Origin of the sequence: Myxococcus sp. CA051A (assembly GCF_013336705.1) — a bacterium.
GTDB lineage: Bacteria > Myxococcota > Myxococcia > Myxococcales > Myxococcaceae > Myxococcus > Myxococcus llanfairpwllgwyngyllgogerychwyrndrobwllllantysiliogogogochensis.
In genome coordinates, this window is the sequence record NZ_JABUMS010000007.1 from 288,604 (window position 1) to 313,690 (window position 25,087).

Annotated in this window: 21 protein-coding genes; 13 read left to right on the forward strand and 8 right to left on the reverse strand. The window is 69.7% G+C overall.

What is annotated here, in order from left to right; genetic code table 11:
- Window positions 1–15: 15 nt before the first annotated feature.
- On the reverse strand, window positions 16–426 hold the full coding sequence (locus tag HUA74_RS21850; protein WP_174456070.1) for a hypothetical protein: 411 nt from the start codon (window positions 424–426) through the stop codon (window positions 16–18).
- A gap of 195 nt (window positions 427–621) precedes the next feature.
- Here HUA74_RS21850 and HUA74_RS21855 point away from each other — a divergent pair, with 195 nt between their 5' ends.
- The 6 genes from HUA74_RS21855 to HUA74_RS21880 all read left to right on the forward strand — a co-directional run bounded on the left by HUA74_RS21855 (window position 622) and on the right by HUA74_RS21880 (window position 9,466).
- The gene (locus HUA74_RS21855; protein ID WP_174456071.1) at window positions 622–1,020 is read left to right on the forward strand and encodes a helix-turn-helix transcriptional regulator; all 399 of its coding nucleotides are present in this window, start codon (window positions 622–624) and stop codon (window positions 1,018–1,020) included.
- A 105-nt stretch (window positions 1,021–1,125) separates the two neighbouring features.
- Window positions 1,126–3,615 (forward strand): serine/threonine-protein kinase, encoded by a 2,490-nt coding sequence (locus HUA74_RS21860; protein WP_174456072.1) that lies wholly within the window; start codon window positions 1,126–1,128, stop codon window positions 3,613–3,615.
- 87 nt (window positions 3,616–3,702) lie between these two features.
- The gene (locus HUA74_RS21865) at window positions 3,703–4,416 is read left to right on the forward strand and encodes a head GIN domain-containing protein (RefSeq protein WP_174456073.1); all 714 of its coding nucleotides are present in this window, start codon (window positions 3,703–3,705) and stop codon (window positions 4,414–4,416) included.
- 153 nt (window positions 4,417–4,569) lie between these two features.
- Window positions 4,570–6,006 (forward strand): hypothetical protein, encoded by a 1,437-nt coding sequence (locus HUA74_RS21870; RefSeq protein ID WP_174456074.1) that lies wholly within the window; start codon window positions 4,570–4,572, stop codon window positions 6,004–6,006.
- A gap of 641 nt (window positions 6,007–6,647) precedes the next feature.
- Window positions 6,648–7,829 (forward strand): SRPBCC family protein, encoded by a 1,182-nt coding sequence (locus HUA74_RS21875; RefSeq protein WP_174456075.1) that lies wholly within the window; start codon window positions 6,648–6,650, stop codon window positions 7,827–7,829.
- Window positions 7,826–9,466, forward strand: coding sequence for a DUF4166 domain-containing protein (locus HUA74_RS21880; protein ID WP_174456076.1), 1,641 nt, complete (start codon window positions 7,826–7,828; stop codon window positions 9,464–9,466). The genes HUA74_RS21875 and HUA74_RS21880 overlap by 4 nt, the downstream gene beginning before the upstream one ends.
- A 7-nt stretch (window positions 9,467–9,473) precedes the next feature.
- Here HUA74_RS21880 and HUA74_RS21885 read toward each other — a convergent pair whose 3' ends face one another.
- Complete coding sequence (locus tag HUA74_RS21885; RefSeq protein WP_141647150.1) at window positions 9,474–9,932, reverse strand: VOC family protein; 459 nt, start codon at window positions 9,930–9,932, stop codon at window positions 9,474–9,476.
- Window positions 9,933–10,056: 124 nt separating this feature from the next.
- Window positions 10,057–12,246, reverse strand: a complete 2,190-nt coding sequence (locus HUA74_RS21890; protein ID WP_174456077.1) for a tenascin-X — start codon at window positions 12,244–12,246, stop codon at window positions 10,057–10,059.
- Between the two features lie 179 nt (window positions 12,247–12,425).
- On the opposite strand from HUA74_RS21890, the gene HUA74_RS21895 reads away from it, so the two are divergent.
- From HUA74_RS21895 to HUA74_RS21905, 3 genes are all read left to right on the forward strand, one after another.
- On the forward strand, window positions 12,426–13,340 hold the full coding sequence (locus HUA74_RS21895) for a hypothetical protein (protein ID WP_174456078.1): 915 nt from the start codon (window positions 12,426–12,428) through the stop codon (window positions 13,338–13,340).
- 278 nt (window positions 13,341–13,618) lie between these two features.
- A complete protein-coding gene (locus tag HUA74_RS21900) occupies window positions 13,619–13,909 on the forward strand; it encodes a hypothetical protein (protein ID WP_141647153.1) in 291 nt (96 codons plus the stop codon).
- Window positions 13,910–13,931: 22 nt separating this feature from the next.
- On the forward strand, window positions 13,932–14,228 hold the full coding sequence (locus tag HUA74_RS21905; RefSeq protein WP_141647154.1) for a hypothetical protein: 297 nt from the start codon (window positions 13,932–13,934) through the stop codon (window positions 14,226–14,228).
- A 10-nt stretch (window positions 14,229–14,238) separates the two neighbouring features.
- Here the strand turns inward: HUA74_RS21905 and HUA74_RS21910 are convergent, their stop codons facing one another.
- On the reverse strand, window positions 14,239–15,135 hold the full coding sequence (locus HUA74_RS21910; protein WP_174456079.1) for a hypothetical protein: 897 nt from the start codon (window positions 15,133–15,135) through the stop codon (window positions 14,239–14,241).
- Window positions 15,132–15,950, reverse strand: a complete 819-nt coding sequence (locus HUA74_RS46655) for a hypothetical protein (RefSeq protein WP_174456080.1) — start codon at window positions 15,948–15,950, stop codon at window positions 15,132–15,134. The genes HUA74_RS21910 and HUA74_RS46655 overlap by 4 nt, the downstream gene beginning before the upstream one ends.
- A 389-nt stretch (window positions 15,951–16,339) precedes the next feature.
- On the opposite strand from HUA74_RS46655, the gene HUA74_RS21920 reads away from it, so the two are divergent.
- The 3 genes from HUA74_RS21920 to HUA74_RS21930 all read left to right on the forward strand — a co-directional run bounded on the left by HUA74_RS21920 (window position 16,340) and on the right by HUA74_RS21930 (window position 21,411).
- Window positions 16,340–18,049 (forward strand): serine/threonine protein kinase, encoded by a 1,710-nt coding sequence (locus tag HUA74_RS21920; protein ID WP_371817283.1) that lies wholly within the window; start codon window positions 16,340–16,342, stop codon window positions 18,047–18,049.
- Window positions 18,050–18,145: 96 nt separating this feature from the next.
- Window positions 18,146–19,111 carry a glutathione synthase gene (gene gshB, locus HUA74_RS21925; RefSeq protein ID WP_174456081.1) on the forward strand — a complete coding sequence of 322 codons (966 nt, stop codon included), beginning with the start codon at window positions 18,146–18,148 and terminating at the stop codon, window positions 19,109–19,111.
- 419 nt (window positions 19,112–19,530) lie between these two features.
- Window positions 19,531–21,411 (forward strand): PHB depolymerase family esterase, encoded by a 1,881-nt coding sequence (locus HUA74_RS21930; RefSeq protein ID WP_174456082.1) that lies wholly within the window; start codon window positions 19,531–19,533, stop codon window positions 21,409–21,411.
- A 53-nt stretch (window positions 21,412–21,464) separates the two neighbouring features.
- Here HUA74_RS21930 and HUA74_RS21935 read toward each other — a convergent pair whose 3' ends face one another.
- The gene (locus HUA74_RS21935; protein ID WP_174456083.1) at window positions 21,465–22,778 is read right to left on the reverse strand and encodes a TIGR02270 family protein; all 1,314 of its coding nucleotides are present in this window, start codon (window positions 22,776–22,778) and stop codon (window positions 21,465–21,467) included.
- Window positions 22,775–23,239 carry a DUF4150 domain-containing protein gene (locus tag HUA74_RS21940; RefSeq protein WP_174456084.1) on the reverse strand — a complete coding sequence of 155 codons (465 nt, stop codon included), beginning with the start codon at window positions 23,237–23,239 and terminating at the stop codon, window positions 22,775–22,777. The genes HUA74_RS21935 and HUA74_RS21940 overlap by 4 nt, the downstream gene beginning before the upstream one ends.
- A gap of 145 nt (window positions 23,240–23,384) precedes the next feature.
- Here HUA74_RS21940 and HUA74_RS21945 point away from each other — a divergent pair, with 145 nt between their 5' ends.
- Window positions 23,385–24,491: a hypothetical protein gene (locus HUA74_RS21945; RefSeq protein WP_174456085.1), complete on the forward strand. Its 1,107-nt coding sequence runs from the start codon at window positions 23,385–23,387 to the stop codon at window positions 24,489–24,491.
- Window positions 24,492–24,498: 7 nt separating this feature from the next.
- Here the strand turns inward: HUA74_RS21945 and HUA74_RS21950 are convergent, their stop codons facing one another.
- Window positions 24,499–25,083, reverse strand: coding sequence for an imm11 family protein (locus HUA74_RS21950; RefSeq protein ID WP_174456086.1), 585 nt, complete (start codon window positions 25,081–25,083; stop codon window positions 24,499–24,501).
- Window positions 25,084–25,087: the final 4 nt, after the last annotated feature.

Here is a 25,087-nt window from a genome sequence, read left to right on the forward strand (position 1 = left end):
TCTCTCCTGACGCCCCTACTCCTTGGGCTTGTCGAGCATCGCCTGTCGATTCTCGAGCGGGCCGAACAGCGTCTCCACCATCTGCTTCATGGAGACACCCCGAGGAAGGGGCGGGGCGCGCATCCCCTCCTCCGTGTAGACCACGCGTCCCTCCTCGACGACCCGGAACCACGCGCCCCACCAGGCGTACAGGGTGACGTGGCCCTCGGGGTGACGCTCCACCTCGAGCTCTCCCTCCTCCGGTCCCTCGCAGATGACGTCGAGGCGGCCTCCCGGCGGGATTTTGAACGGCATCCCCGAGGGCTCGAACCAGACGTCGACCGACGTGTCCCGCGTGTTCTCGAAGTCGAACCGCACCGTCTTCACACCCATCGCCGAGCCCTCTTCCCGGGCCACTCCCTCCAGCGGCCGTCGGTCCGTTCTCACACAGGTGTTCTCCGAGGTGCCACCCAGGCCTCGGACCACGAGCCCCGGCCCTCGTCCACGGCCTCACGGGTACACCTCCGTCACACATGGCGCCGCGACAGAGTCTTCACGGAGGGTGCGTCCCGCGAGGAGCGCGGAGTAGGGTGCCCTTTTGCGGTGGCGAGCGAGCCCCGCGTCCTTCCCGACGGGCGACGAATGAAGACCGAGCTTGGAGTCCACCTGGGCCTGTCCGCGCGGATGGCCCGAAGGAACCTGGGACTGACCCAGGCCGCCGTCGCCGAGCGCCTCGGTGTGGCCCGTGAGGTGTACGCCCGCCTGGAGCGCGGCCACATGCTCCCGAGCATCCACACCCTGCGCGGCCTGTGCACCGTGCTCCACGTCCCACCCCACGCGCTGCTCGCCCTGGACGCCACCATCGAAACGCCCCCCGGCCGCAAGCGCCCACCCCAACCCGCCCGCACCGAGCCCACCGCCCTGGTCGACCTCCGCAAGAACCTGCGCGGCCTGTCCCGCTCCGACTTGCGCCTCCTCAACGCCCTCGCCGTCACCCTCCCCGCCTCCCCCGCACGCCGCCGCTCCCCACCCGAGGAGTGACATCGCGAATTCACAGAAAAGTCAGAGATGTCGATATTCGTGGACTTTTCTTCGACCCTGACTTTCGCGTCCGTCCGGGTGCCAGTGTAGATTGGGCACCTTCCGATGAGTGGGACGACGCTGCCGCTCGCGCCGGATGCCTCCAAGGGCCGGTCGCTGGGTAAGTATGAGGTTCTCAGCCGCCTATCCACGGGCGGGATGGCGGAGATCTTCCTAGCGTCGCAGCGGGGACTCGCCGGCTTCCGCAAGTTGGTGGTGCTCAAGCAGATTCTGCCGGACATCCGAGGCGAGGAAGAGTTCATCCGGATGTTCCTGGACGAGGCCAAGGTGACGGCCGCGTTCAACCACCCGCACATCGCCCAGGTGTTCGACCTGGACATCGCCGAGGGCGAGCTGTTCCTGGCCATGGAGTTCGTGCCGGGAGCCACGTTGGTGGAGGTGGCGCGCGCGTGTCGGCAGGCCAGCCACCCCATCCCCGTGGGCTTCAGCCTGATGGCGGTGCGGGACACGGCCGTGGCGCTGCACTACGCGCACACCTTCACGGACCCGCTCGGCCACCCCTCGCCCGTCATCCACCGGGACGTGGCCGAGAAGAACATCATGGTGACGTACGAGGGCGTCACCAAGCTGTTGGACTTCGGCATCGCCAAGAGCCTGGCGCGCGCCAGCCGCACCGCGGTGGGCATGGTGAAGGGCACCAGCGGCTACATGTCGCCCGAGCAGATCATGGGCGAGCCCCTGGATGCCCGCAGCGACTTGTTCAGCCTGGGCGTGGTGCTGCACGAGCTGCTCACCGGCATGCGGTTGTTCTACGCGAAGCAGGCCGAGGCGATGATGAACGCGGTGCTGAAGTGCGAGGTGACGCCGCCTTCACGCGCCAACAAGCAGATACCGCCGGAGCTGGACGCCATCGTCCTGCGCGCGCTGTCGAAGCGCCGTGAGGACCGCTACGCCTCCACGCTGGAGTTCGCCCGCGCCCTGGAGCGCGCGGTGGGCCCGCTCATCTGGCACCCCGAGCAGAGCAGCGAGGTGATGCGCCGCCTCTTCGCCGACCGGCGCGAGCAGACGCGCCAGCTGCTCATCGCGGGCCCCACGGGCGACACCACGGGCGAGACGAGCGTGGCGGCGATGCTGGCCATGGGCGGCTCCAACAGCGTCCCCGAGGCCCCCGAGCCGCCCACCGTCAACACCAACTCCGGCCCCCCGGACTCCCCACCATCCCGTCGCTCCGCCGTGGCGACGGCGGCGAAGCAGCCCGCTCCGGCGGCGACGCCTCGGCGCGCCACCAGCATGCAACCGGCGACGACGCCTCCCCCGCCGCCGCCCCCCGACCCGCAGCCGCGCAAGGCCGTGCTCCAGGCGCCGCCCCACAAGCGCCTTGCGGGACGCGGCGCCCCCTCGGAGTCCGCGCGTCCACCACCGCCGCCCCCACCGGACGCCCTGCCCCCGCCGCCTCCGCAAGAAGCGCCGCACCTGGCCCGCACCCTGCCGGGGCGGCCCGCGCTTCCTCCTTCGGGGCACACCGTCCGCGCTCCCGCGCCGGCCCCGCGCGCCGTGCCCGTGTCGGAGGAGCCCGTGCCCCGGAGCGAGGCACGCCCTCGCACCGGCCGCACCGTGGACACGCTGCGCGCCGTGGCCCCTCCCCCGCAGCCTCCCGAGCGCAACCAGGAGACGGCGATGGTCCGCGTGCCCTCGCTCTCCGCGGAGCCCGGCAGCCACGCCGGTGTTCCCTCCCGACGCGCCGCCGGAGCCGCCCGTCGCCGGCCCCAGCCCCAGCTTCCCGCCGCCTTCCCCGACGCCGAGGTCACCACCCGACCCTCGCGCGGCTTCCAGGAGAACCGCCGCAAACCCGAGGACGAGGTCCCCGACGACGAGGACTCCCACGTCCACACCCTGCGCGGAGTCCCCGCCGTGGGCTCCGAATCCCGAGGCGGGCGCAAGGTCCTCGCCGGCGTGCTCGTCCTCGTCGCGGTGGCCGCCGCGGTGGTGGGACTGGGGCTCGATGGAGGCGTGGTGTCCGCCTGGGCCGCTCCCCTGCTGGGGCTCGAGCAGAAGCCGCCGCCGCCGGCGCCTCTCGGAGACAGGGACAGGCAACGCGTCCCGCTCCCTCGGGAGCAGACGAAGGCCCCACCCGTCATCGTCCCACCCGTCGTCGTGGAGAAGGTCCCACCCCCACCCGAAGTGCTGGCGGAGACCGTCGACCCCGACCCGGAGCCCTCCAACGCCCCTCCCACCCTGGACGAGGTGGAGGACAAGCCCGCGCGCAAGCCGGGTCGCTCCACGGGCAAGCGGACCACCAAGGAGTCGACGACCCGGAACGGCAAGCGCGCGACGTTCGACTCGGGTGAGGACAGTGCGGCCACTCCCACCGGAGAGCCGGGCTTCCTCACCCTGGTCACCGAGCCCTACGCCAAGGTGTATCTGGGCGGACAGTCCCTGGGTGATACCCCGCTCTTCAAGGTGAGCCTGCCCTCCGGCAAGCACACGCTGAAGCTCGTGGACGGCGACGGGAAGGCACTCAAGCTGTCGGTCGACATCAAGCCCGGCGACACCACCGCCGTGCGAGTCCCGCTGGAGATGCTCTCCCGCCAGTAGTTGCCCCAGGGGTGGCAATCGCTCGGAGCGCCGCGCGTAGCCGCCATGACGGGGCCCCTGCCGGGTCCCATGCCTTGGGAGCGCGCCATGAAGACCGCCCGGATGTCCCTGCTCGTCCCGCTGCTGATGTTCGCGGGAACCTCCTTCGCGGAGGGCTCCCAGAAGGGTGAGGCGCGAGATGTCCCCGACTTCGAGAGCCTCGCGGTGGGCCACGGCATCAAGGCCCAGGTGAAGGTCGGCCCCAAGTCGGTCCGCGTCGAGGGGCCCTCGGAGCTGCTGTCCCGCCTGCGACTCGTGGTGAAGGACGGACAGCTCACCACCCAGGTGGAGCGCGACGGCCTCTTCAGCCAATTCCAGGGCGGCAAGGTGCGCCTGTACGTCTCCAACCCCCACCTGGACGGCGTGGACGTCAGCGGCGGCGGGAATGTCGAGGCGGAAGTCTCCCCCTCCGGGGACGAATTCTCCGCCGAGGCCAGCGGCGGCGCGGCCCTCACGGTCCGGGGCGTGGACACGAAGAAGGTGGAGGTCGAGGCCAGCGGCGGGGCCGCCGTCAACCTGGCGGGTCGCGCCCAGGAGCTGGACATCGAGGCCAGCGGCGGCGCCGTCATCAAGGCCATGGACCTCAAGGGCGTGAAGTCCCTGGAGGTCGAAGCCAGCGGCGGAGTCCACGTGGAAGCGGACCCCTCGGAGAGCCTCTCCGTCAACGCGACGGGCGGCACCACCGTCCAGTGCGTCTCCCGTCCTCCCCGCACCGAGGTGAAGGCGCGCGGTGGCACCCGCGTCGTCTACCTGAAGGACTGAGCGCGGCGCTCCAGGCGTCCGGGCACGTCCCGGACGCGGGTGGGGGCCCCCCTGGGTAGGGACGGACACTGTCCCCCAGGGCGCGGGCCACCTTGCTCCAGTCGTCGCGGACGATTGGAATGCGGCTCCCCCACCCGCCGGAGACGCCACACCATGACGGACCCGATTCCTCCTCCTTCCACGCAGGGCTCATCGGGACGCAAGGCAGCGCTGTGGAGTGGCGTGGGACTGGTGGTGGCCCTGGTCGCCGGAGGTGCCCTGTTCTTCCGGGGCAGGCAGTCGCCTCCAGGCCATGACGCGCATGACCACGGCGAGCACTCCCCCAAGAAACAGGGCGCCGCGAAGCCCACCGTGTCCCCGGAGGTGCTGCGCCACACGGACCGCGCCGCGCGCGCCGCCGCCACGGGTGAGTTGAAGAAGGCCCGCGAGTCGCTCGGCGAGGCGCTGATGCTGGCACCCAGGCACGCACCCGCCCTGCTCGTGCACGCCTGTCTGGCGCTCGAGGAAGGCAACGACGCGGAGGCCGCCACCGTGCTGGGCCAGTTCGAGGCCGTGGCGCCGGGGAGTCCGGAGCTGAAGTTGCTGGAGACGCTGCGCGAGCTGCGGCGCGCGCCGGGTGTCTCCTGGCAGCAGGCCTTCCAGGACGCGTGGGTGACGCTGGGCCGCCCCAACCTCGGAAAGAGCGAGCTGCTTCCAGGCGCCACGCCCCTGCCGCCGGACCCCACCGCCTCCGACTGGGAGAAGCTCGCGTGGGAGCGGGCGCCCTCGGACGACGTCAAGCTGAGGCTCGCGCTCGCCTCGCGCAAGCTGGACGCGGACAAGTCCCTCTTCCTGCTGGCGCAGGTGCCCCGACTGGAGAACCCGGACCTCTACCTCGCGGTGCGGGACGCGCTGAGGGGCGAGTCCCTGCCGGAGTCCGAGCACGAGCGGGCGCGCAAGACGTTCCGCCAGAAGCTGGAGTCGCTGGCCGCGGCGCACCCGCGCTCGATGCAGCTCCAGTTGCTCCTGCTACTGGGTGACACCGAGTCCGGTACGGAGCTGACGGCCGCGGAAATCGACGCGCTGGAGCGCGTGGCCACGTTGCCCGCGTGGCGGGAGACCTCGTTTCACGATGGCTACCGGGAGACTCGCCGGCTCTTGAAGGAAGCAGGCGTGCCGGACGCCAGCGCGCTGGCGATGGCGGTGTCCCTGCGAGGCATCAACGAGCGGGGGACGTGGATTCTGCGCACGCGCAACGTGGCCACGCGCGGCGCGCTCTCTCCGGAGGGACGTCAGCGCCTGGGTCGCATCACCCGGGACATCGGCGCCAGCCTGGTCCAGCAGGCCACCGTGGTGGAACGGATGACGGGCCTGCAGTTGGTGCGTGGCGGCTCGCAGGACCTGGAGGACGACGCGGGCCGGACGCTGGCGATGAATCAAATCAAGGAGCTGGAGCAGGCCATCGCCGTGTTCCAGCAGACGGCGATGGAGCGGTGGCCGCTGAACTCGCTCACGGAGGAGCTGCTGGAGGAGAGCACCCGGGACGAGCTGCGCTACCTGCAATCCTTCGGGGCGAAGGCGCCCGCGGGCGCGGCCCGGATGGGGCCCTAGTCAGTGACGAGGTGACTCGGGCCCCAGGGAACGCGCTTCTCCCCGGGGCCCGAGCGGGCCCCCCACGATGCAACGGAGCCGCCGCACGCCGGACCTCCAAGGTCGTCCGGGCAACCGCACTCCTTCCACACAAGCGCCGGGACCAAGGGGTGCATCCCGGGCAGGCCTCGCGTGGGCAATGTGGAACACGTCTACGTCTTTCAACGCAACGATGGCCGAAGAATATCGGGTACGCGGGGCATGTCCACCCGCAGGGTCGGTGACGCGGGGTGTGCCGTGTCAGGCCGGGTTTCTCCAGGTTCCAGGGCGGGTCCCGTTCACCACCCGTCCTGGAAATCTTTCAGGAAAATTCGAGGACGACCGATTGACAGCGCGCCCGAGCGCCGTTTTCGGCCCGTGCGCGACACCCGTCATGACACCTGACGCGTGATTCATGACGCACCGAGGCCGCCGACTCAGAGGCCCGGTGAAACCCACCCGCACGCAGAAGCCCTGTGGAGAAGTTGGGGACGACAACCCGGGTTGTCGGCGCTGTCCACGGAGTTGACGGGAGGCTCGCGTCGAATCCGCTGAATCCCTGGCGTTCCAAAGGCTTGCATCCCCGGGAGGCGCTGGCCGTGCCGTTGCACTGAGGCCCGGCCATGCACGTCGCCTTCTACCTGTTGCTCGCCATCGGCCTCCTGGGGGCCTTCGACGTCCTCTACTTCCACCTCTGGCGCGGCCGGCTCCACGAGCGCCCCGAGTGTCAGCGCGAGGTGCTCTGGCACACCGCGCGCCACCTCATCTACGCGCTCCAGTTCCTCTGGGTGCCGCACGTGCGCTTCCAGGGGTGGGCGCTGGGGTTGCTCGGGGTGTTGTACGCCGCGGATGTCTTCGTCGCCCTCGCGGATGTCTGGGAGGAGCGCGACAGCCGAGCGTCCCAGGGCGGTGTTCCCCGGGGTGAGTACTTCATGCATGTGGTGCTGAGCGTGCTGGTGGGGCTCTACCTCATGGCGACCTTCCACGCGGTGTGGGCGGACAGGCTGCTGCCCACGGGGCTTCGCGTGGACCCGCCCTTGGTGCCCGTGGCCTTGCGCGCGCTGATGACGGTGATGGGCGTGACGGCGCTCATCGTCTTCGCGAAGGACCTGGCGCGGTGGTTCGCGTTCCGGCGGCGGCCGGTGGCCACTCCATTCCGACAACCCCGGCTCCAAAGGATTGTCGCGGAGGTGTTCATCCCCGCGCCCGTCGAGGTGGTGTGGGAGCGCACGCAGGACCCAGCGCTGCACACGGCGTGGGACGTGCGCTTCACGTCCATCCGCTACCTGCCGGAGGCCGATGCCCGGGGGTTCCACCTGATGGACTACCGGACGCACCTGGGCTTCGGGCTCGAAATCATCGGCTGGGGTCGCTACCTGGCGAACACGCCGCACCTGCGCTCGACGTTCGAGTTCGGCTCGGAGGACTGGCGGAGCATCATCCTGCGCGGTCGCGGCGTATGGCTCTACGAGCAGCGGCCCGGAGGGACGTTCTTCAAGACGGTGTTCGACTACCGCGCGCGGTACGGAGTGGTGGGGGAGGTGCTCGACGCGGTGCTGTTCCGTCCCGTCATGCGGTTGGGCACGGAGTGGGGCTTCGAGACGCTGCGCCAGTGGTGCGCCGGGGATGAACACGCTCCGACGCGAGGGCGCTCACGGTGGCGCTTCGGGCTGTTCATCCTCGCGCGAGTGCTCGGACGGGCGCCGGCGCCGGGTGCGGCGCGGAGCTGGCTTGGCCGAGGCGTCGAGGACCGCGAGTCCACCACGGCGTATCCCTGTGGAGAACTTGTGGAGGTCTCTTCATGAGCGCCGAAGCCGTGGAGACACATCCGCGACGGAAGCCGCTGCGGACCCGCTTCGAGACGCGAGTGGAGAACACCGTGTTCCAACTGAACTCGATGGCATCACCGCACCAGGATGCGCGACTGGAGGCCTTGCTCCGTTCGGAAGGCTCCCCGCTGGCGGACGCGCAGTTGGAGGCCCTGCTGCGGTCGGGAGAGCTGCACCCGGGGGACTCCCAATTGGAGGCCCTGCTCCCGAGGGACGCGAAGCGGGAGGCCCGGCTCCACCCGGAGGAGCTCGACGAAGCGCGGACGGCCCTGCCTGATGCGCCGCTCGGGGAACTGCGGGACTTCGCCATCCGTCACCGCGCCTGCCGACTCTCCCTGGGCCTGCTCGCGGACTTCTACCGCGCGCATCCGTGCCGCATGGCGAAGGTGCACCTGCTGGCCGCGAGCGCGGTGACACTCGGCCGCTTCTGGGGGGTGTCGGAGCCCTTCGCGCGACTGGGCGCCGCGGTGATGCCGGTGGATGAGCGTGGATTTCCCCGCACCCGGGAGTGGGCGTCCTATGCGCGCGCCTGCGAGGACCAGCTCCCGCTCGAAGTCCGCGACGAGCGCTGGATTGAAGCCCACATGCGAGACGTGGCCCGGGCCCGTGACGTCGGGTACGAGGCCGCCTTTCTCGAAGAAGCCCGCGTCCACGGGAACGAGCCGCTGTGGCGCCTGCTGGTGCAGCACGTGGAGATGACGCTCGGCGCGCGCCTCTTCGACCAGCCCGCCCTCGCGGGCGCCGTGCCGGGTGAGACGGCCATCGCCCACGGCCTGGCGCTGTCCCTGTCACGCATGCTGAGCGCCAGTTGGAGCCTGCTGCGCCACTACGCCTTCGCCACCGTGCGCGCGCTGTGCCTGCCGCGCTGGCGCCACGACACCGGCCTCGTCGATGAGCGGCGCACGGCGTGGCTGCTGCTCACGAGCTTCATCACCGCGTGGACGGCGGCCAGTGTCTACCGTCGCGGCGTGAAGGCCGTGCACCGGGGCCAGCGCGCGAGGCCCTCGGATGTCTGGCCCCTGCTCGCCACCGTGCTGGGCCCGGACATGTCCCGCGTGGACCCGCGCGTCATGCGCTTCTACGCGAACCCCGGTGCATGGAGCGCCCGAGCCTCCGTCACCTTCGCCTCGCGCACGGCCCGGCTGCTGGCCTGGATGGCCACGTGCCTGTCCGGCCAGGGCCTCTCCGAGCACGGGGCACGCACCTTCCCCGGACGCTTCCTCACCTTCCGCCGCGCGGATGGCTCCATGCACTTCGTCCGGGAGCTGTACTGCGACGGCGTGCTGCGCAGGTTCGACTCGGACTTCATCCTGCGCGACGGCCGACTCCACGAGGTCTTCGTCGAGCACGGCCTGGACCTGGAGCTGGACGTGTCCGTCCTCGAGGACGGCGGCATCCGCTTGCGAGGTGGGACGCTGCGCTGGCACGGCCTGGTGCTGCCACCGTTCGGCCGAGGCGTGGAGTTCCGCATCCATCCCGTCTCGGATGCCACCGAGCGCGTGGACATCATCGGCACGTTTGGCGGAGGACCCACGGCTGGAGCCCCCCTGGGCCGCATCCACTACGAGGCCTGGAGGCACAGCGACGCCGTGCCTCCGGTGACGACGGATTGAGGACCGCTCAGCTTCCCTGGTAGGCGCGCTCCAGGGCGGCGATGTCAATCTTCTGCATCCCGAGCATCGCCTGCACCACGCGTCCCGCCTTCGCCGGGTCCTTGTCTCCCATCAGTCGCATCAACGTGGTGGGGATGATCTGCCAGGACACCCCGAACCGGTCCTCCAGCCAGCCGCACTTGCTGTCCTTTCCGCCCCCCGCCGTGAGCTGTTCCCAGAGCGAGTCCACCTCCGGCTGCGTCTCACAACTGACGAACAGCGAAATCGCCTCGGTGAACTTGAACCGCGGCCCGCCGTTGAACGCCATGAACGGCTGACCTTCCAGCTCGAAGGTGACGGACATGGCCGCGCCGTCCGGGCCCCGCGCAACCGAAGTGATTTTCGAGTTCTTGAACACCGACGTGTAGAGCTTCGCCGCCTCTTCCGCCTGGTTGTTGAACATCAGGAACGGGGTGATTTTCTGCATGGGGAAGTCCTTGGTGGGTGCGACACCTGGATGGCGCCGGCCTTGCCCTACGTCGGAACCGCGCCCGGCACTTCGACACGCCCCCCGTGTTTTCTTCAAGAAAAGGGCGCTCCCCGTCCCAACCTCAGTGGTCGGCCCCCTCGTGGTGGTCATGGCCCGGCCCGCCGAAAGTCCCCGGCCACGGCTCCTTCGCGGGCAACAGGCCCGGCATGGGGAAGCGCTGGAAGCGCGACTGGCTGTAGGCAAACGGTGGGTCACACTCGCCACAGGTGGTGGCCCCGTCCATCAACAGCAGGGCCCCGGGTGCCAGCTCCAGCAACTGCGGAATCGAGCGGGGCGCGTAGTCGAGCTCGCACTGGAACGCCTCGCCGCCGTCGGTCATGCGCACGCCCACCAGCAACTGCCTGTCGTCGCCGTCCGTGGCCGTCGTGAGCACCAGCGTCCGGGGAGGAAACCCGGGCGCATCCGGCCAGGACGCGAGCCGCAGCTCCTTCGAGGTGAGGAGCTGTCCCGAGCGCAGGGAGTACGTCCACGCGGGACTCAGCGCGGGCAGGCCGTAGCCCTTCAGCTCCGTGGCCACGGGCAGCACGCCGCCCTCGTTCACGTTCACCGTGGTCCCCGGTGCGCTGGGCACCAGCCGCTCGCGCGTGGCCACCGCGCGGCCGAACTGCTGGGGAAGAGTCCCAGCCACCGAGCCGTCCGCCGTGCTCAGCGCCTGCGTGCCCCGCTCGGGGAACAACAGCCCGTTCACCACCGCCAGCTCACCAGCGCGCTGCGCCTGTGACTTGCGCCAGCGCGGCACGCCGTCCGACGAGAAGGCCATCAGCAGCGAAGGAGCCCCCGCCTGGAGCGGGGCCCCCACGTTCAACGTCTGCGAGAAGGAGACATACAAATCCCCCACCGCGTCGGAGACGACTCCGAAGGGGTGCGGGTGGTTGCACTCGGACAGCAGGGGGTCCGTGAGCTCCTGCGCGGACACCATCTGTCCATACGCATCCAGCACCACCAGGAAATACATGCGACACAACGTCTCGCGGTTCAGCGCCACGGGGTAGGCCTCGAAGAGGGCCGCCAGTCGGTCCGGAGCCATCACCGCCAGCCGCGCCAGGAAGAGGCTGGACGTGCGCTGCGCGATATCCGGCCGCGCGCTCGCCAGGGTGAAGGTCCACCGGGGCGCGCCCGTGTAGCGCTCCACCAGGGACACCGTGCCGTCATCCGGCAGGTCCATGCACAGCAGCCTGTCGTTCCACAGCATGCACCGCCGGGCCGCGTCACCGCTGAGCATGGGCACGGGCGCCGCGGCGTCCAGCAGCGCGGACTCGTAGAAGCCCGCCAGCGTCACGTCACCTTCCGGCCCCACCAGCAGGTCATGCAGGTTCATGCTCCGCACCCGCGCGTCCAGCACCCAGTCCGGCGCGAGCGACACCGCATCGGGCCGCTCGCACACGGGCCCCTTGCAGCGTCCCTCCGCCTGACACGGGCTGGCCGCCGCGCAGACGAAGCCATCCGGCAGGTTGCGCCGCGCGCACGCGCCTTCCACGCACACGTCGGCGGCATCACAGCCGCGCTCCGTTCCACAGAAGGTGCCATCGGGCGCATCCGCCAGGCCGCAGCCGAGCTTCGCGTCGCACGTGCCCACCTGACAGGCCCCCGCTCCGGGACACGGCGGCGCGGGCACGGCGCGACAGCCGTCCAGCGCGTGGCACACGTCCGTGGTGCAGGCGTTGGCGTCGTCACAGGAACGCTCCAGTCCCTTGCACCGTCCCTGCTGACACATGGCCGTGGTGAGACAGGCATTGCCTGGGTCACACCCGGTGCCATCCGGGAGCACCGTCTCCACACAGCGCTCGGACACGGGGTCGAACACCGCGGTGGAGCACGTCACCGCCTGACACTCCGGCGTCTGTCGCGCCTCGCCCGCGAGCACCAGCTCCGCGCGACCTCCATCCGACGCGGTGCCGATGAGACGGGCCTCGTACGTGCCCATGGCCTGGGGGCTGAAGCGCAGCCGCACCGGCACCTCGCCCGCGCCCACGCGCGAGGGCAACGCATCCACCAGCGAGAAGGGCGCTTCCACCGAGGTCCAGGTGACGTCCAGCGGAGCGCGCCCCGCGTTGAGCACCCGCACCTCCGCCTCGCGGACACCGCCCGGGAAGGCCGGGGGGAAATCCAGCCGCGACAGCGACAGCCTCAGTCGGCCCTCGGCACCCACCAGGGGAGGGTCCTCGCGGCACGCCGTCAGACAGGCGCCGAGCACCGTCGCCCACAGGATGAATGCCCACCCCACCCCGCCTGCTCTCGTCGCGCGTGCCATGGGTGCCTCCCGTGCTCCAGCCCTGGCGTATAGTCCTCGCGCCCGGAGGATGCGAGGGGTGCGCCTCGCCGCGCTGTCGGCCACCCTCCCTCCCAAGACCCTCCGGGAATGCTTGCGTTTCGGCTGCTGAACGCTCGCGCCTGTAGACTCCCGGCGTCCGTTCTCCACTGGAGTCCTCCATGTCCCCGCGTCCCACCTTCGTGCTCGTCCTGGCCGTGCTCGCGCAGTGGGCCCTCCCCGCAGCCGCGCAGGACGTGCCGCGCACGATGACCTTCCAGGGGCGCCTGGTGCGCGCGGACGGCACGCCCGAGAACTCTCCCCAGGACCTCGCCTTCGCCCTCTACGCCACGCCCACCGGCGGCTCCCCGCTGTGGCAGGAGAACCACCTGGCCGTGCCGGTGACGAATGGGTACTACGCGGTGGTGCTGGGCTCCTCGGCGCCGCTGGGGGACGACCTGGTGCGACGCTCGGAGATGCACCTGGGCGTCGCGCTCGCCAGCCAGTCGGAGCTGACGCCGCGCTTCCGCCTGGCCTCGGTGCCCTTCGCCCTGCGCGCCAGCGACAGCATCCGACTGGAGGGCCGCGCCGCCTCCACCTTCGCGCCCACGAGCCACACCCATACAAACGCCACCACCACGGCCCCCGGCTTCATGTCCGCGGCCGACAAGGTGAAGCTGGACGCGCCCGCGCCCACGTATGGAGACGGGCTCATCGCCTCGGGCACGCCCCTCGCCGTGCGCGTCAGCTTCCCGACGGCGGGCGGCACCAATGGCTCGGCGCGCATCGCGGCCCGCTCCGACCACACCCACGCGAGGCCCCCGCTGACATGTAGTTACAAGAGTGCCACGGGCAACGATACGCTCGACCCTCGCGCCGCCACCGCGTGGTGCGGCATGGGGGAGACGCTGATGGGCGGCGGCTGCAGTGGACTCGAGGACGGACCCGCGCCCGTGAGCGTCGCCTTCCAGCCCGCGGGCGTCACTTTCGAGAACGGCCTCACGCAGACCCCGGGCGTGCCCGGCTATCGCTGCCGAGGCCACCTCACCAGCAGCACCGCCCCCACCGCCTACGCCATCTGCTGTCGCATCCCCTGATGACAAGCCGAGCGTCAGCACGTCGAACACGACGGCGCGTTTGACCTCATCCACCCGCGCGAAATCGCAGTCTCGTCAGAGAGCTGAACGTCGAACGGAATCCCCATCCGCTCGGGATTGGAGCCGAGCGAGCACAGGAAGCTCTCGCTTCTCCGCAGACACTTCAGGCGTCGGGTGGCAAAACCCTGTGTTTTTTTCAGATGGTCTCTTCGGACCCACTGCAACCGCGCGGAATGGTTGGATCCGAGAAGGGTACGGTTCTGGCAGTCGGAAACGGCATGACCTCCGTCTCCACCGCGGGCTCACCATCGTCACAGGCCTTCACCGTGCTCATCCCACGCAGCCTGCAGGGCAGCGTGGATGGACTGTCTCCGGAGACACGGCAGGCCCTGCTCTCGGAGCTGTTCCGCATGGCCTCGCTGGCGCATCAGGAGCGCGGCCTGCTGCCCATGTCGGAGCCCTATGCGTTGAACCTGGACCTGGATGGATGCCACGTCGTCGTGGAGATGGATCCATCCCGCTCGCGGCTGACCCTCTCGGGGCTCACGCGCGCTCGAGCGCTGGGCTGAGCCCGGCGATACGTGAAAAGCGATGTCTCGACGGGCCGGCTACGAAGAATCCTGGGACCTCACCTACCTGGTGGAGCAGTTGCGCGAGCTCATCAGTCGCGACCTCCAACTGGATGAGGCACTCGCGGAGGAGCTGGAGGACACCCTGGCCCGGCTCGTCCTGCGCAACCAGCGTCTGCGGGGACTTCAGCGCATGGTGAACGCGGAGCGTGACGCGGAGGACCTCGAAATCCTCCGCAACGCGCTGGAGCGCACGGACCGCGAACTGCTCGCGGGACTGCCAGCACTCCTCGAACGCCTGCGCGAAGCGCACGCCTGAGCCGTCCGCCCTACGGCGTGGCCCCTGGATAGAGCGTGTGCGTGGGCCCCCGCGCGGGAGTGCCCCCCAGGCCCATGCCCACCGAGCCAGGCCCGGGAGGAAGCACGCCTCCCGCGGGCACCAGGTTTCCCAGCTCGGCGCGCACCGGTCCCTCGCAGACCCCCGCGCGACAACCCTCCAGCCCCTGACACGGCTTGCCCGCGCCACACACCACCGCCTGACACACGCCCGCGCGGCACACCTGTCCGGAGGCACACGGGCCCACCGCCGCGCAGGCCTCCGTGGCGGACAGGCATCCACCGGCGCGGCACACCTCGCCCGGGCCGCACTGCTCCCCGGTGGTGCAGGACAGCGCCAGGCACGCGCCCTCGCGACACACGCGCTGCGCGGGGCAACTCACCGCGGCGCAACCCGAGCTCGACACACAGCGGCCTTCCGCGCCACAGCGCTCATCGGACGCGCAGGCGAAGTCCGCCGAGCACGCGACACTCCGGCACTGCCCTCCGGACCGGCACACCGTGCCCTGGGGACAGGCGACGCCGAGACATCCGTCCCTCACGCACTCCGAGCCCACACAGCGCTCCGTGGGGAAACACGTCGCGGTGCCACCGCAGCTCACGCGCCGGCACGTGCCCTCGCGACACACCTCGCCCGCCGCGCAGCTCGTCCCCAGACACGACGGATCCACGCACGCGCCGCGCTCGCACACGCGCCCCGCGCCACAGGCCACGCCCTGACATGTGGTGGCCAGACACCGGCCCTCCACGCAGGCCTGGCTGTCCGGGCACACCACGCTTGTGCACAACTCGGGCGGCACCAGTGGGGTGCTCTGCTCGCAGCCGCCTGGCATGACGAGCGCGCCCAGCACCACGAGGAGAAGCCCCCACCGCGACGTCCCCAGGCTCATGGCAAACGCTCCGTGCGGTCCGCCGCCGGCAGCGCCAGGGACTCCGGCCGCGTCAGCACCACGCCCAGCACCACCCCGGCCGCCGCCAGTCCCACGCCCCCCACGACATAGGGCCAGAACGCGCGCCGGGGAGCCTCCTCCAACGACGGCTCGGCCGCGGGGGACGTCGCCGCGTCACGCGCCGAGGCCACCGCCGGCGGCAGGTGCTCGGTGGCCTCCAGCCGCAGCGGCGCGCGCGGACTGCCCTGCTCGAAGAGGACGAAGCCTCCGGCATCCCGAGCCAGCGCATAGGCCTCCACGGCCCGCGCCGCGGGCGCCTTCACCGCCACGGGCCCCGAAGGCGGGCCCACCGCCGCGGAGAAGCCCGCCGCGCCCGGCAGGCGCACCGCCACCATCACCTCCGTGGCCACCTTCCGGGGCTGCTCCAGCACGGCCACCACCCGGCCATCCGCCAGCCGCGTCACCGTGAGTGTGGGCCGCTGGCCCTCCATCGCCGCCCGCGCCGCGAGGAACGGCACCTGGACCTTGGGCCCCAGCGAGTCCTTCACCTGGGCGGAGGGCTCCAGGACGAGCAAGGACTCGAAGGCCGCCTGAGCCTCCTGGCGCTGTCCCATGAAGGCGCGAGCCATGGCCAGCCCCCGCCATGCCCTCAGACGCTCCACGCGCGTCCCAGGGCCCTCCAGGGCCTCCAGGAAGGACGTGGCCGCGGCATCGAACTCCAGGGCGTCGAATTGTTGTTCGGCGCGCACCAGCGGCGGCTCCGCGCCCCAGGCCTGGGAGGCGAACAGCCAGAACATGAAGGTCCACGCGCGCACGGCCCATCAGTCTACAACCGTGTTGCACCCGTCCACAGGTGTTGTCCCCAGCGGCCTGCTGCTTCTAGAAAAGCTTTATGTAGGTATTGATCAAATAGTGGAAGCAGTAGAGGGCTCGGATTTGGGGATAAGTCAGCAAGCTCGCGGGATGACTGACGAATTCGGCCGATGCTACATGTGGGTAAACTGGCGGTTTCCCCCGGCCTCCCACAGGCGCTGATCCACGCCACCGTTTCTCCACAACCCACCCCCCGCTATCCACAGGCCATCCACAGGTCGCCGGTGGATGAGGGGGCGACCGTGCGTGACGGTGCATTCTCACCGCACGTCCGCGCCCTACAAGCCTGTTATCCTCCGTTGCGGTGCTGCTCCGGTGTCGGGGCGCTGTCGTGGAGGTTGCACCCATCGATTTCTATCGGGGCGAGCGCATCGGGAAGTACGAGGTCGTCACACAACTGTCCGTGGGTGGCATGGCCGAGCTGTTCCTCGGCTTCACCTCGGGTCCGGGTGGCTTCCGTAAATACGTCGTCGTCAAGCGCATCCTGCCGGACGCTCGGGACAACGAGCAGTTCGAGCGGATGTTCCTGGACGAGGCGCGCATCACCGCGGCCTTCAACCACCCGAACATCGCGCAGGTGTTCGACCTGGGGCAGGAGGAGGACGGCCTCTACCTGGCGATGGAGTTCATCGCCGGGCAGAACCTGAACCAGATTACGAGCGCGTGTCTGCGCAGCCAGCAGCCGGTGCCGCTGGGCTTCACGCTGTCGGTGGCGCGCGACGTCTGCATGGCGCTGCACTACGCGCACACCTTCACCGCGCCCTCGGGCGAGCCCAGCCCCGTCATCCACCGCGACGTCGCCCAGAAGAACATCATGGTGACGTACGACGGCATGGTGAAGCTGCTCGACTTCGGCATTGCCAAGGCGAAGGGCAGCCTGGAGCGCACGCACGCGGGCACGGTGAAGGGCACCACCGGGTACATGTCCCCGGAGCAGGTGCGCGGCGACAAGCTGGATGGCCGCAGCGACCTGTTCTCGGTGGGCGTGATGATGCACGAGATGCTCACCGGCGCGCGCCTGTTCGCGGGCAAGACGGAGCGCGACGAGATGATGAAGATTCTCGAGGCGCCCATCCCCTGGCCCTCGCACGTCACGCCGCACGTGTCCGAGCAGGTCTCCAAGGTGGTGATGCAGTCTCTGGAGCGCAGCCGTGAGAAGCGCTTCGCCAACGGCCGGGACATGGCGCGGGCGATTGAAGCGGCGGCGGGCTCGCTGATTCAGGACGCGGACCACCGCGGCTCGCTGATGAAGGAGCTGTTCACGGAGCGGATGGCGGCCACGCGCGCCCTGCTGGAGAGCGCGGACGGTACCGCCAACAGCCTCATGCTGGAGGCCGCCAAGCGCGCCCTGCGTGGGGACGACGGGCCGTACCTGCCGGTGCGCGAGAACCAGGCCACGCCGAAGACGGGCAACCCCTCCGTGCCGGGTGCCAAGAAGGTCTCTCGCAAGGTGTCGACGGTGAAGCCCCGGGCAGGTCAGCCCCCGGCGGACACGGACCTCACGCCTGGACAACGCCGGGGCTCGAACATCCTGTGGGGCCTGGTGCTGCTCGGCATCCTCGGGGGCGGTGGCTACGGCGCCCTGCGCTTGAGCAGCGCGCTGGACGCGACGATGGAGCCCGTCGTGGAGCTGAAGCCGTACAACTCGGGGCTGCCCATCTTTACGGAGCCGGGAGACGGTGGCGCGCTGGCGAAGGCGCCGGAGCCGGTGAAGAAGCCGGAGCCGGTGAAGAAGCCGGAGAAGGTCAGGACGACCTCATCGCGTGAGGACGAAGACGAGGACAGGAAGCCGGAGCCCGCCGTCGTGAAGTCCTCGCGGGGGATGGGCAAGCTGACGTTCAGCGTGCATGGCGACAAGGCGCCCCTCAAGGTGGACGGCAAGGATGCGGGAGAAATCCCCGTGTTGGGTCTGTCCCTGCCGGCGGGCACGCGCACCCTGAAGGTTCGCGACCCTCAGGGGAAGTGGCGCACCCTCAGGGTGGACATCGTCGCGGGAGAAGCGACGACCCGCAGATTCGATAGCTGGCAGGATTTGCCGTAGGGCGACGCGGGCTCGCTCGCGCCCCCCATGAAGCTGGGGATGTGACACGCGGTCCTGTTATCTTCGCGCACCCTTTCAATCACCTTCGACGAGACTATGGCCGCGCTCACCATTGGCTTCCTGATGGACCCGCTCGAGACCGTGCGAGTGGACCATGACTCCACCTTCGCGCTGATGCTGGAGGCCCAGAAGCGCGGCCACCGGGTGCTCTACTTCGAGCAGGGCTGGCTGCGGTTCAACGGGCGCTGCGCGGAGGCGCGCATGCGCCATGTCACCGTGCGCCGGGAGATGGGCCGGCACTTCGACGTGCTCGACGAGGCGACGCATCCGCTGTCGAACCTGGACGTGCTCTTCCTGCGCAAGGACCCGCCCGTCGACTCTGAATTTCTCCATGCGACACAGCTGGTGGAGCTATGTCAGGGCCGCAAGCCCGTCTACATCAACGACCCGGCGGGCATCCGGGATGCGAATGAGAAGCTCTTCGCCCTGCGCTATCCGGACCTGATGCCGGACACCCGCATCACCCGCGAGCTGCCGGTGCTGCTGGACTTCATCGCGCGCAACGAGACGGGCACCATCCTCAAGCCCATCGACGGCTTTGGCGGCAAGGGCATCCTCTTCCTGTCGCGGGGTGACAGGAACGCGCGCTCGGCCGTGGAGCTGCTCACCCAGGGAGGCCGCGAGGCCGTCGTCGCGCAGGCGTACATCCCGGAGAGCCGCCTGGGCGACAAGCGCATCCTCCTGGTGGATGGCGAGCCGGTGGGCGGCGTCTTGCGAGTGCCGTCCGGAGATGACCACCGCGGGAACATGGCCGCCGGTGGGACGCCTCACAAGGCGGTGCTCACGGCGCGCGACTTGGAAATCTGCGAGCGGCTCAAGCCCGAGCTGCGCAAGCGCGGCCTCCTGCTCGTGGGCATCGACGTGCTCGGCGACTACCTCACCGAGGTGAACGTGACGAGCCCCACGGGCCTGGTGGAAGCCAACCACCTGGATGGCGTGTGCGTGGAGGCCCGAGTCATCGACGTGGCCGAACGCCTCGCCGCCGAGCGCCCCGCGTCCTGAGTCCGAGCTCGGTGCTCGGCGCTCGGTGCTCTGACGAAGGGCGCCGTGCATGAGGTGCCCTGCCCCGCCGGTGCGTGGACCCCAACGGTCCGCGCGCTCGGCTGGGGAAAGGCGGTCCTGTCACCGGGTGGTGCGCCGAGAGGCTCCGGAGTCGTCCTCGTGGAGGTCGGCTGCCGTGAGCCTGACGGAGGACGTTGTCTCGGTGTTTCGCGGGTGACGGCGGCCGGGGTCGGATTCCCGAGCGGAACGTGAACTGAAGAATGGTTCATGTTTCATGGAAATTCGACGCAGTGCATAAAATGAATCCTGGTTCATATTTCACCGTCGAGGCGACGCGGCGCGCCTTGAACCCGGGAGATGCGGGGGAGTCACGTTGCGGCCCGTGGCCGTCTTTTCCCCCCGGCGGCCCGGGAGGCACCATGTCCTCGCAGCGTTCCCGATTCACTTCGACGTGTTCTCGATTCACCCTCGCCGCGTGGTTGTTCGCGGGAGCCGTGGGCTGTGGTGGGCTCGACGCCGAGCCCTCCGTGCAGGCCGAGCCGGAGCTGGGACAGTCCGAGCTAGGGCTGACGCAGGTGACGGGCTTTGGCAGCAACCCGGGCAACCTGGCGATGTATCGCCACGTGCCGACGGGTGTGGCGGCGAACGCGCCGCTGGTGGTGGTGCTCCACGGCTGCACGCAGAACGCGACGGGCATGGAGCTGAGTGGTTGGACGGCGGCGGCCAACATCTACAAGTTCTACGTGGTGTATCCGCAGCAGGCGAGCGGCAACAACGCGACCAGTTGTTTCAACTGGTTCGAGCCGGGTGACATCGCGCGTGGCTCGGGCGAGGCGCTGTCCATCAAGCAGATGGTGGACGCGATGAAGGCGGCGTACTCCATCGACGCGTCGCGGGTGTACGTCGTCGGCTTCTCGGCCGGTGGGTACATGGCTCCGGCGCTGCTCTCCGTGTATCCGGACGTCTTCTCCGCGGGGGCCATCAACGCGGGAGGGCCGTACAAGTGCGCCACGTCGATGAACGCGGCGTTTTCGTGCATGAGCCCGGGCACGGACAAGACGCCCGCGGCGTGGGGGGATTTGGCGCGGAGTGGCTACGCGGGCTACACGGGGCCGCGTCCGCCGGTGTCCATCTGGTACGGGACGAGCGACTTCACCGTCCGGCCGATGAACGGCACGGAGGCGATGGAGCAGTGGACCAACGTTCACGGCATCGACCAGACGCCGGACACGACGGAGACGGTGTCGGGCTTCCCGCACAAGGTCTACCGCGACGGCGCGGGCCGGGCGCTCGTCGAGACGTGGGAAATCACCGGCATGGGTCACGCGGTGGCGTTCGACGCGCAGTACAACTTCCCCGGGAGCACCACGGCGTGTGGCTCCACGGGCGCGTACGTGACGGACGCGAACATCTGCGCCGTGTATCACCAGGCGAAGTTCTTCGGCCTCACCGGAGGCGGTGGCGAGCCGAGCGGTGACACCACTCCGCCCACGGTGAACGTGACGTCTCCGGCGAGTGGGACGACGGTGAGCGGCGCGGTGAAGGTGGTGGTGAGTGCCTCGGACGCGGTGGGTGTCGCGCGGGTGGAGTTGCTGGTGGATGGCAGCCCGGTGGCGACGGCCTCGGCGGCGCCGTACGAATTCACATGGAACAGCCAGGGCGTGGGGAACGGGGCGCACACGCTGGGGGCTCGGGCGTATGACGCCGCGGGGAACCAGGCGACGGACAGCGATACCAGCGTCACGGTGAACAACACGGGGACACCGACGCCCACGACGGCGACCTTCACGAGCATCGCGGCGGAGGATGGCTATCTGAAGGCGAACGCGGACGGCAGTGCGGCGGTGCTGGGGACCCTGACGAACCTGGCGCTGGGGCGTGGGACGGATGGGAAGTACAACCGCTCCTTCGTCTCGTTCGACACGTCGAGCCTGCCGGATGGGGCGACGGTGACGCGGGCGTATCTCACGGTGAGCTACTCGTCGGGCTCGGGAGACGCGTGGTCGACGCCGGCGGGGAACACGGTGGTCATCGACGTGAAGGCGGGGACGTTCAACGCCGCGTCCACGGAGGTCACGGACTGGGCGGCGGCGGCCGATGCGAGCGCGGTGGCGAGCATCGACAAGTTCGCGAGTGGGGCGAAGGCCTCGGCGGACTTCAGCGGCGCGGGCCTGGCCTCCATCAACCGGACGGGGAGGACGCAGCTTCGGCTGCGCTTCAGCCTGGAGCAGACGGCGACGCAGTACCTGTTCGTGAAGGACTCGACGAACGCGGTGCTCACCGTCGTGTACACGCCGTAGCGTGAAACGGAGGGGACGGTGGTGTGCCCACTGTCCCCTCTTCCGCCGTGGATTCAGCGGCTCTGCAGGCGGTTCCAGCCGCGTGTGAGCTGTGCCACCAGCGTCCGCGCCTGCTGTCTCTGCGAGAGGCTCCACAGTCGGGGCTCGATGAACAGCGCACCGCCGCTGCGCAGGGCGACCTCCCAGGCGAGCGCGGGACGGCGTCGCATAGGCTCTGTCTCCAGGGCCGTGGCCAGTCCCTCCACCGTGAGACGAGTACCCCGCAGGTAGCGCTCCGTCTGAGTCAGGCTCGCACGTCGCCCCGCCCACCAGTGCTCCACGGCGTGGGCATCCACGCGCCCAGGGAGGACTCGGGGCCCGGGCAGCGTCTCGCGCAGATCCTCTGGCGCGGGAGCCTCGGCGTCCTCTTCCTCCTCGGCCGCGTCTTCCTCGGAGAGTTCCTCCAGGATGAAGGGCGGTGCGAGCGGAAGGCCGGTGATGGCGGCGAACGACGAGGCGGCGAGCAGTCCCCAGTCTTCGTCATGAAGCAGGGGGAGCAAGGCCTCCACCGCAGCGGGCTTGCCGCTGAAGCCCAATGCCCAGATGACCTCCTCGCGGATCTGCTCATCCGCGAGCCGACCCACGAGGTCCGCGAGGTCCTTCGAGTCTCCCGCCACGGCCAGCGAGAGCAGCGCCGCGCGCGGAGAGGGTTCCTGGGACATGGCCCGCTCACGAGCCACGGTCCAGGCGTCACGTGAGCCGAACAGCAGGCCCACCTCCAGCGCGGCGTCGCGCACCAGGGCGCTGTCGTGTCCGAGTCCGCGCTTCACCTGGGTGTCGCCCAGGGCGGTCCGAGGCACGTAAGGCAGGGCGCGGAGGACCTCGGCCTGAAGGGCGTCATCTCCGTTCAACGTGTCGGGCAAGGCGAGCCGCTGGAGTCGTCTCGCTCGGACGATTCCCGCCTGGACCTCCGGTGGAAGTCCGGGCAGTCGCTTCAGGAAGGCCGCGTGGAGGTCATCACGCGCGAGCAGCTCCAGCGCGCGAAGGATGCCGGGACCCGCTTCATCGGGAGTGGCTTCGAGGGACTTGAAGACGGCTTCGTGCCCGCTCGGGTCTTCGGAGGAGAGCAGCACCCAGGTGGCCACGGCGATGCGAGCGGGCTCCTCGGAGGCGAGGGCGGGCACGAGGAAGCGTCGGGCCGCGGGAGGACCGCCCAGGACGAGCGCATCCAGATGGGCGAGCAGGCGCCCCTCGTCTCCGTCCGAGACTTCCGAGAGGATGAGCTCCGGACTCCAGAGGGCCTGTTCCCACTGCGTCCAGAGGAACTCGGCCTCTTCGAGGTGATGTTCGAGCAGCTCCCAGCGAACGGTGGGCCGGCGAATCTTCACAGCTCCTTTTCGCAGACCAGGCACTTGGCCTTCATCTCGTCCTGGCCGAGCGCGACGACAGGCCCCTGGAGCAGCGGCGCGGGCGGGGTGTTCTTGTCATTGTGGAGCATGAGGTCGAAGGTCCGGGCCACGCTCTTGCCTTCGAACTTCACGTCGAAGGAGTAGTTGACGAACTCGGCCTTGCCCTTGGTCTTGCTGGAGGCGACGCCGCCGCCCGCGGAGCCAGCCTCGTCACCGCTGCTGGTGCTGAAGTTGGAGTCCTCGACGCAGACGGGCTTGCCGTCCACGGAGACCTTCTTCGTGCCCTTCGCGGTGTCGGAGGACATGGCGATGTTGGGGTACGGGATGGGGACGGGGCCGGCGGGGCTGGGCGTCTTGCACACGTCCGGGAAGGCGATGGTGTTCCCGTTGGTATCCTTGTGGACGACGGACAGCTTGTTGACACCGACGGTCGCGCTCATGACGGGTGACTCCTGACGAGGCCGGGGCCTCGTGTGTCTCAAGCCGAGTGTATCGCTCCCGGAGCGCTGGTACGAGCGGGGGTGGTGGTTCGTGGTGACGCCTCGTGGAAGACTCTGTTTTCAGGCGACGGAGGCCGAGGCGCGCATGGTGGGATGGGTCCAGGTGATGGGAATGTCGTCGTCGTTGGGGGGACTGGTGCCCGCCTCGGCGGCGTTTCGAGCGGGGATGGCCTGGCCATCGGCGGCGCCCGACTTCGAGGTCTTCCTGAAGGGTGACGAGGAGCCGAGCCCCGTCACGGTGCACGCGGCGGGAGACGCCACCCTGGGTTTCTCCGGAGTGGGGAGGCTGGTGGCGTTGCTGGCGGAGGCGCTGGTGGACCTGGGAGCGCGGGAGGACCTCCGGGCGATGGGGCCGCACGTGGGGCTCTACCTTGTGTTGCCGGATCCGGAGGCTCGGGGTTTCACGACCCAGAAGGACCCGTTTGAGGAGGACCCGGACGAGGCATCGGAGCGCATCGCGTTGCTGGTGGACCGGCTGGTGAAGGGGACATGGCAGGCGTTGGGCCTGCCGGCGTGGAGGGGCTCCGTGAAGGCGTTCCACGCGGGGAACGTGGCCTTCGCGCAGGCGTTGGCGGCGGCGGGAGAGGACCTGCGAGGTTCGAAGGTGGAGCGCGCGCTCTTGTGCGCGGTGGATAGCTTTGTCTCGCCGGAGACGCTGACGTTGTTGCACCAGCGGGAGCGGCTCAAGACGCCGGGGATGGCCACGGGGCTGATGGCGGGAGAGGCCGCGGTGGCGCTGTTGCTGGTGCGTGAGCCGCCGGTGGAGCCGAGCCTGGCCGTCGTGAGGGTGACGCAGGGGCGTGATGCGGCGACGCTGGATGGGGAGCAGCCACCGGATGGGCAGGAGCTGACGCGGCAGGTGCTCGCGGCGCTGGGGCCATGGGGGGCGGAGGTGTCCGCGCCGTTGCTCGTGTCGGACCATGATGGCCAGTACGCGAGGGCGTTCGAGTGGGGGATGCTCCAGGTGCGCCTGAGGGACACGGATGCCCGCTTCGAGCGAAGCGCGGTGTGGATGCCAGCGAAGAGCTTTGGGCACACGGGAGTGGCATCAGGGGCCGTGGCGACGGCGCTGACGTTTCGGGCACTGGAGCGGGGCTACGCGCCGGCGCCCATGGTGCTGGTGCTTTCCTCGGCGGATGCGGGAGAGCGGGCGGTCATCCACCTGACGGCGGGGCGCAAGCGGGGCACGTAGGCGGGGCTCAGAGCTCCAGGCCATCCCAGCCTTCGGCCTCATAGGTCCTGAAGCCCGTCAGCCCCGCCTGTTCGAAGGCGGCGAGGACGTCTTCGCGAATGAGGATGAGGCGGAGATACGTGGTGCAGCGGAACATCTTGGCCTGTGGGCTGATGGTTCCAGGCTTGAGGACGAGATTGTTGATGCGATCAATCTGGTCCTTCGCAATGGCATCCATCCTGTAGTCAGAGCGCTCCAGGTCGATGGCATCTTCGGCGCCCTGCAAGTTGAGGAAGGCGTAATCCGGGCCGACGACACTTCCCTGTTGGTCCTTGACCACGACGGGGAGCCACTCGGCGTTGGTGACTTCCAGTGACTCGATAATCTTGCGTGCCCGTCCTGAAACCAGGAGGCCGCTCATCAGGTTGGGCTGGAAGTCGTAGAGGCTCCGGTCGTCGGGGTAGTTGTCCGAGAAGGAAACCTCGCCTCCCATGGGGAACTCTCTGGCGAGGCTGATTCCTTTCGAGAACTTCCATTTCGTTGGGCTGCCACGAGGGTATTCGTCGACGAACCCCGCTTCCACGGCCATGACCTTGAAGACGAAGTATTTCACAGCC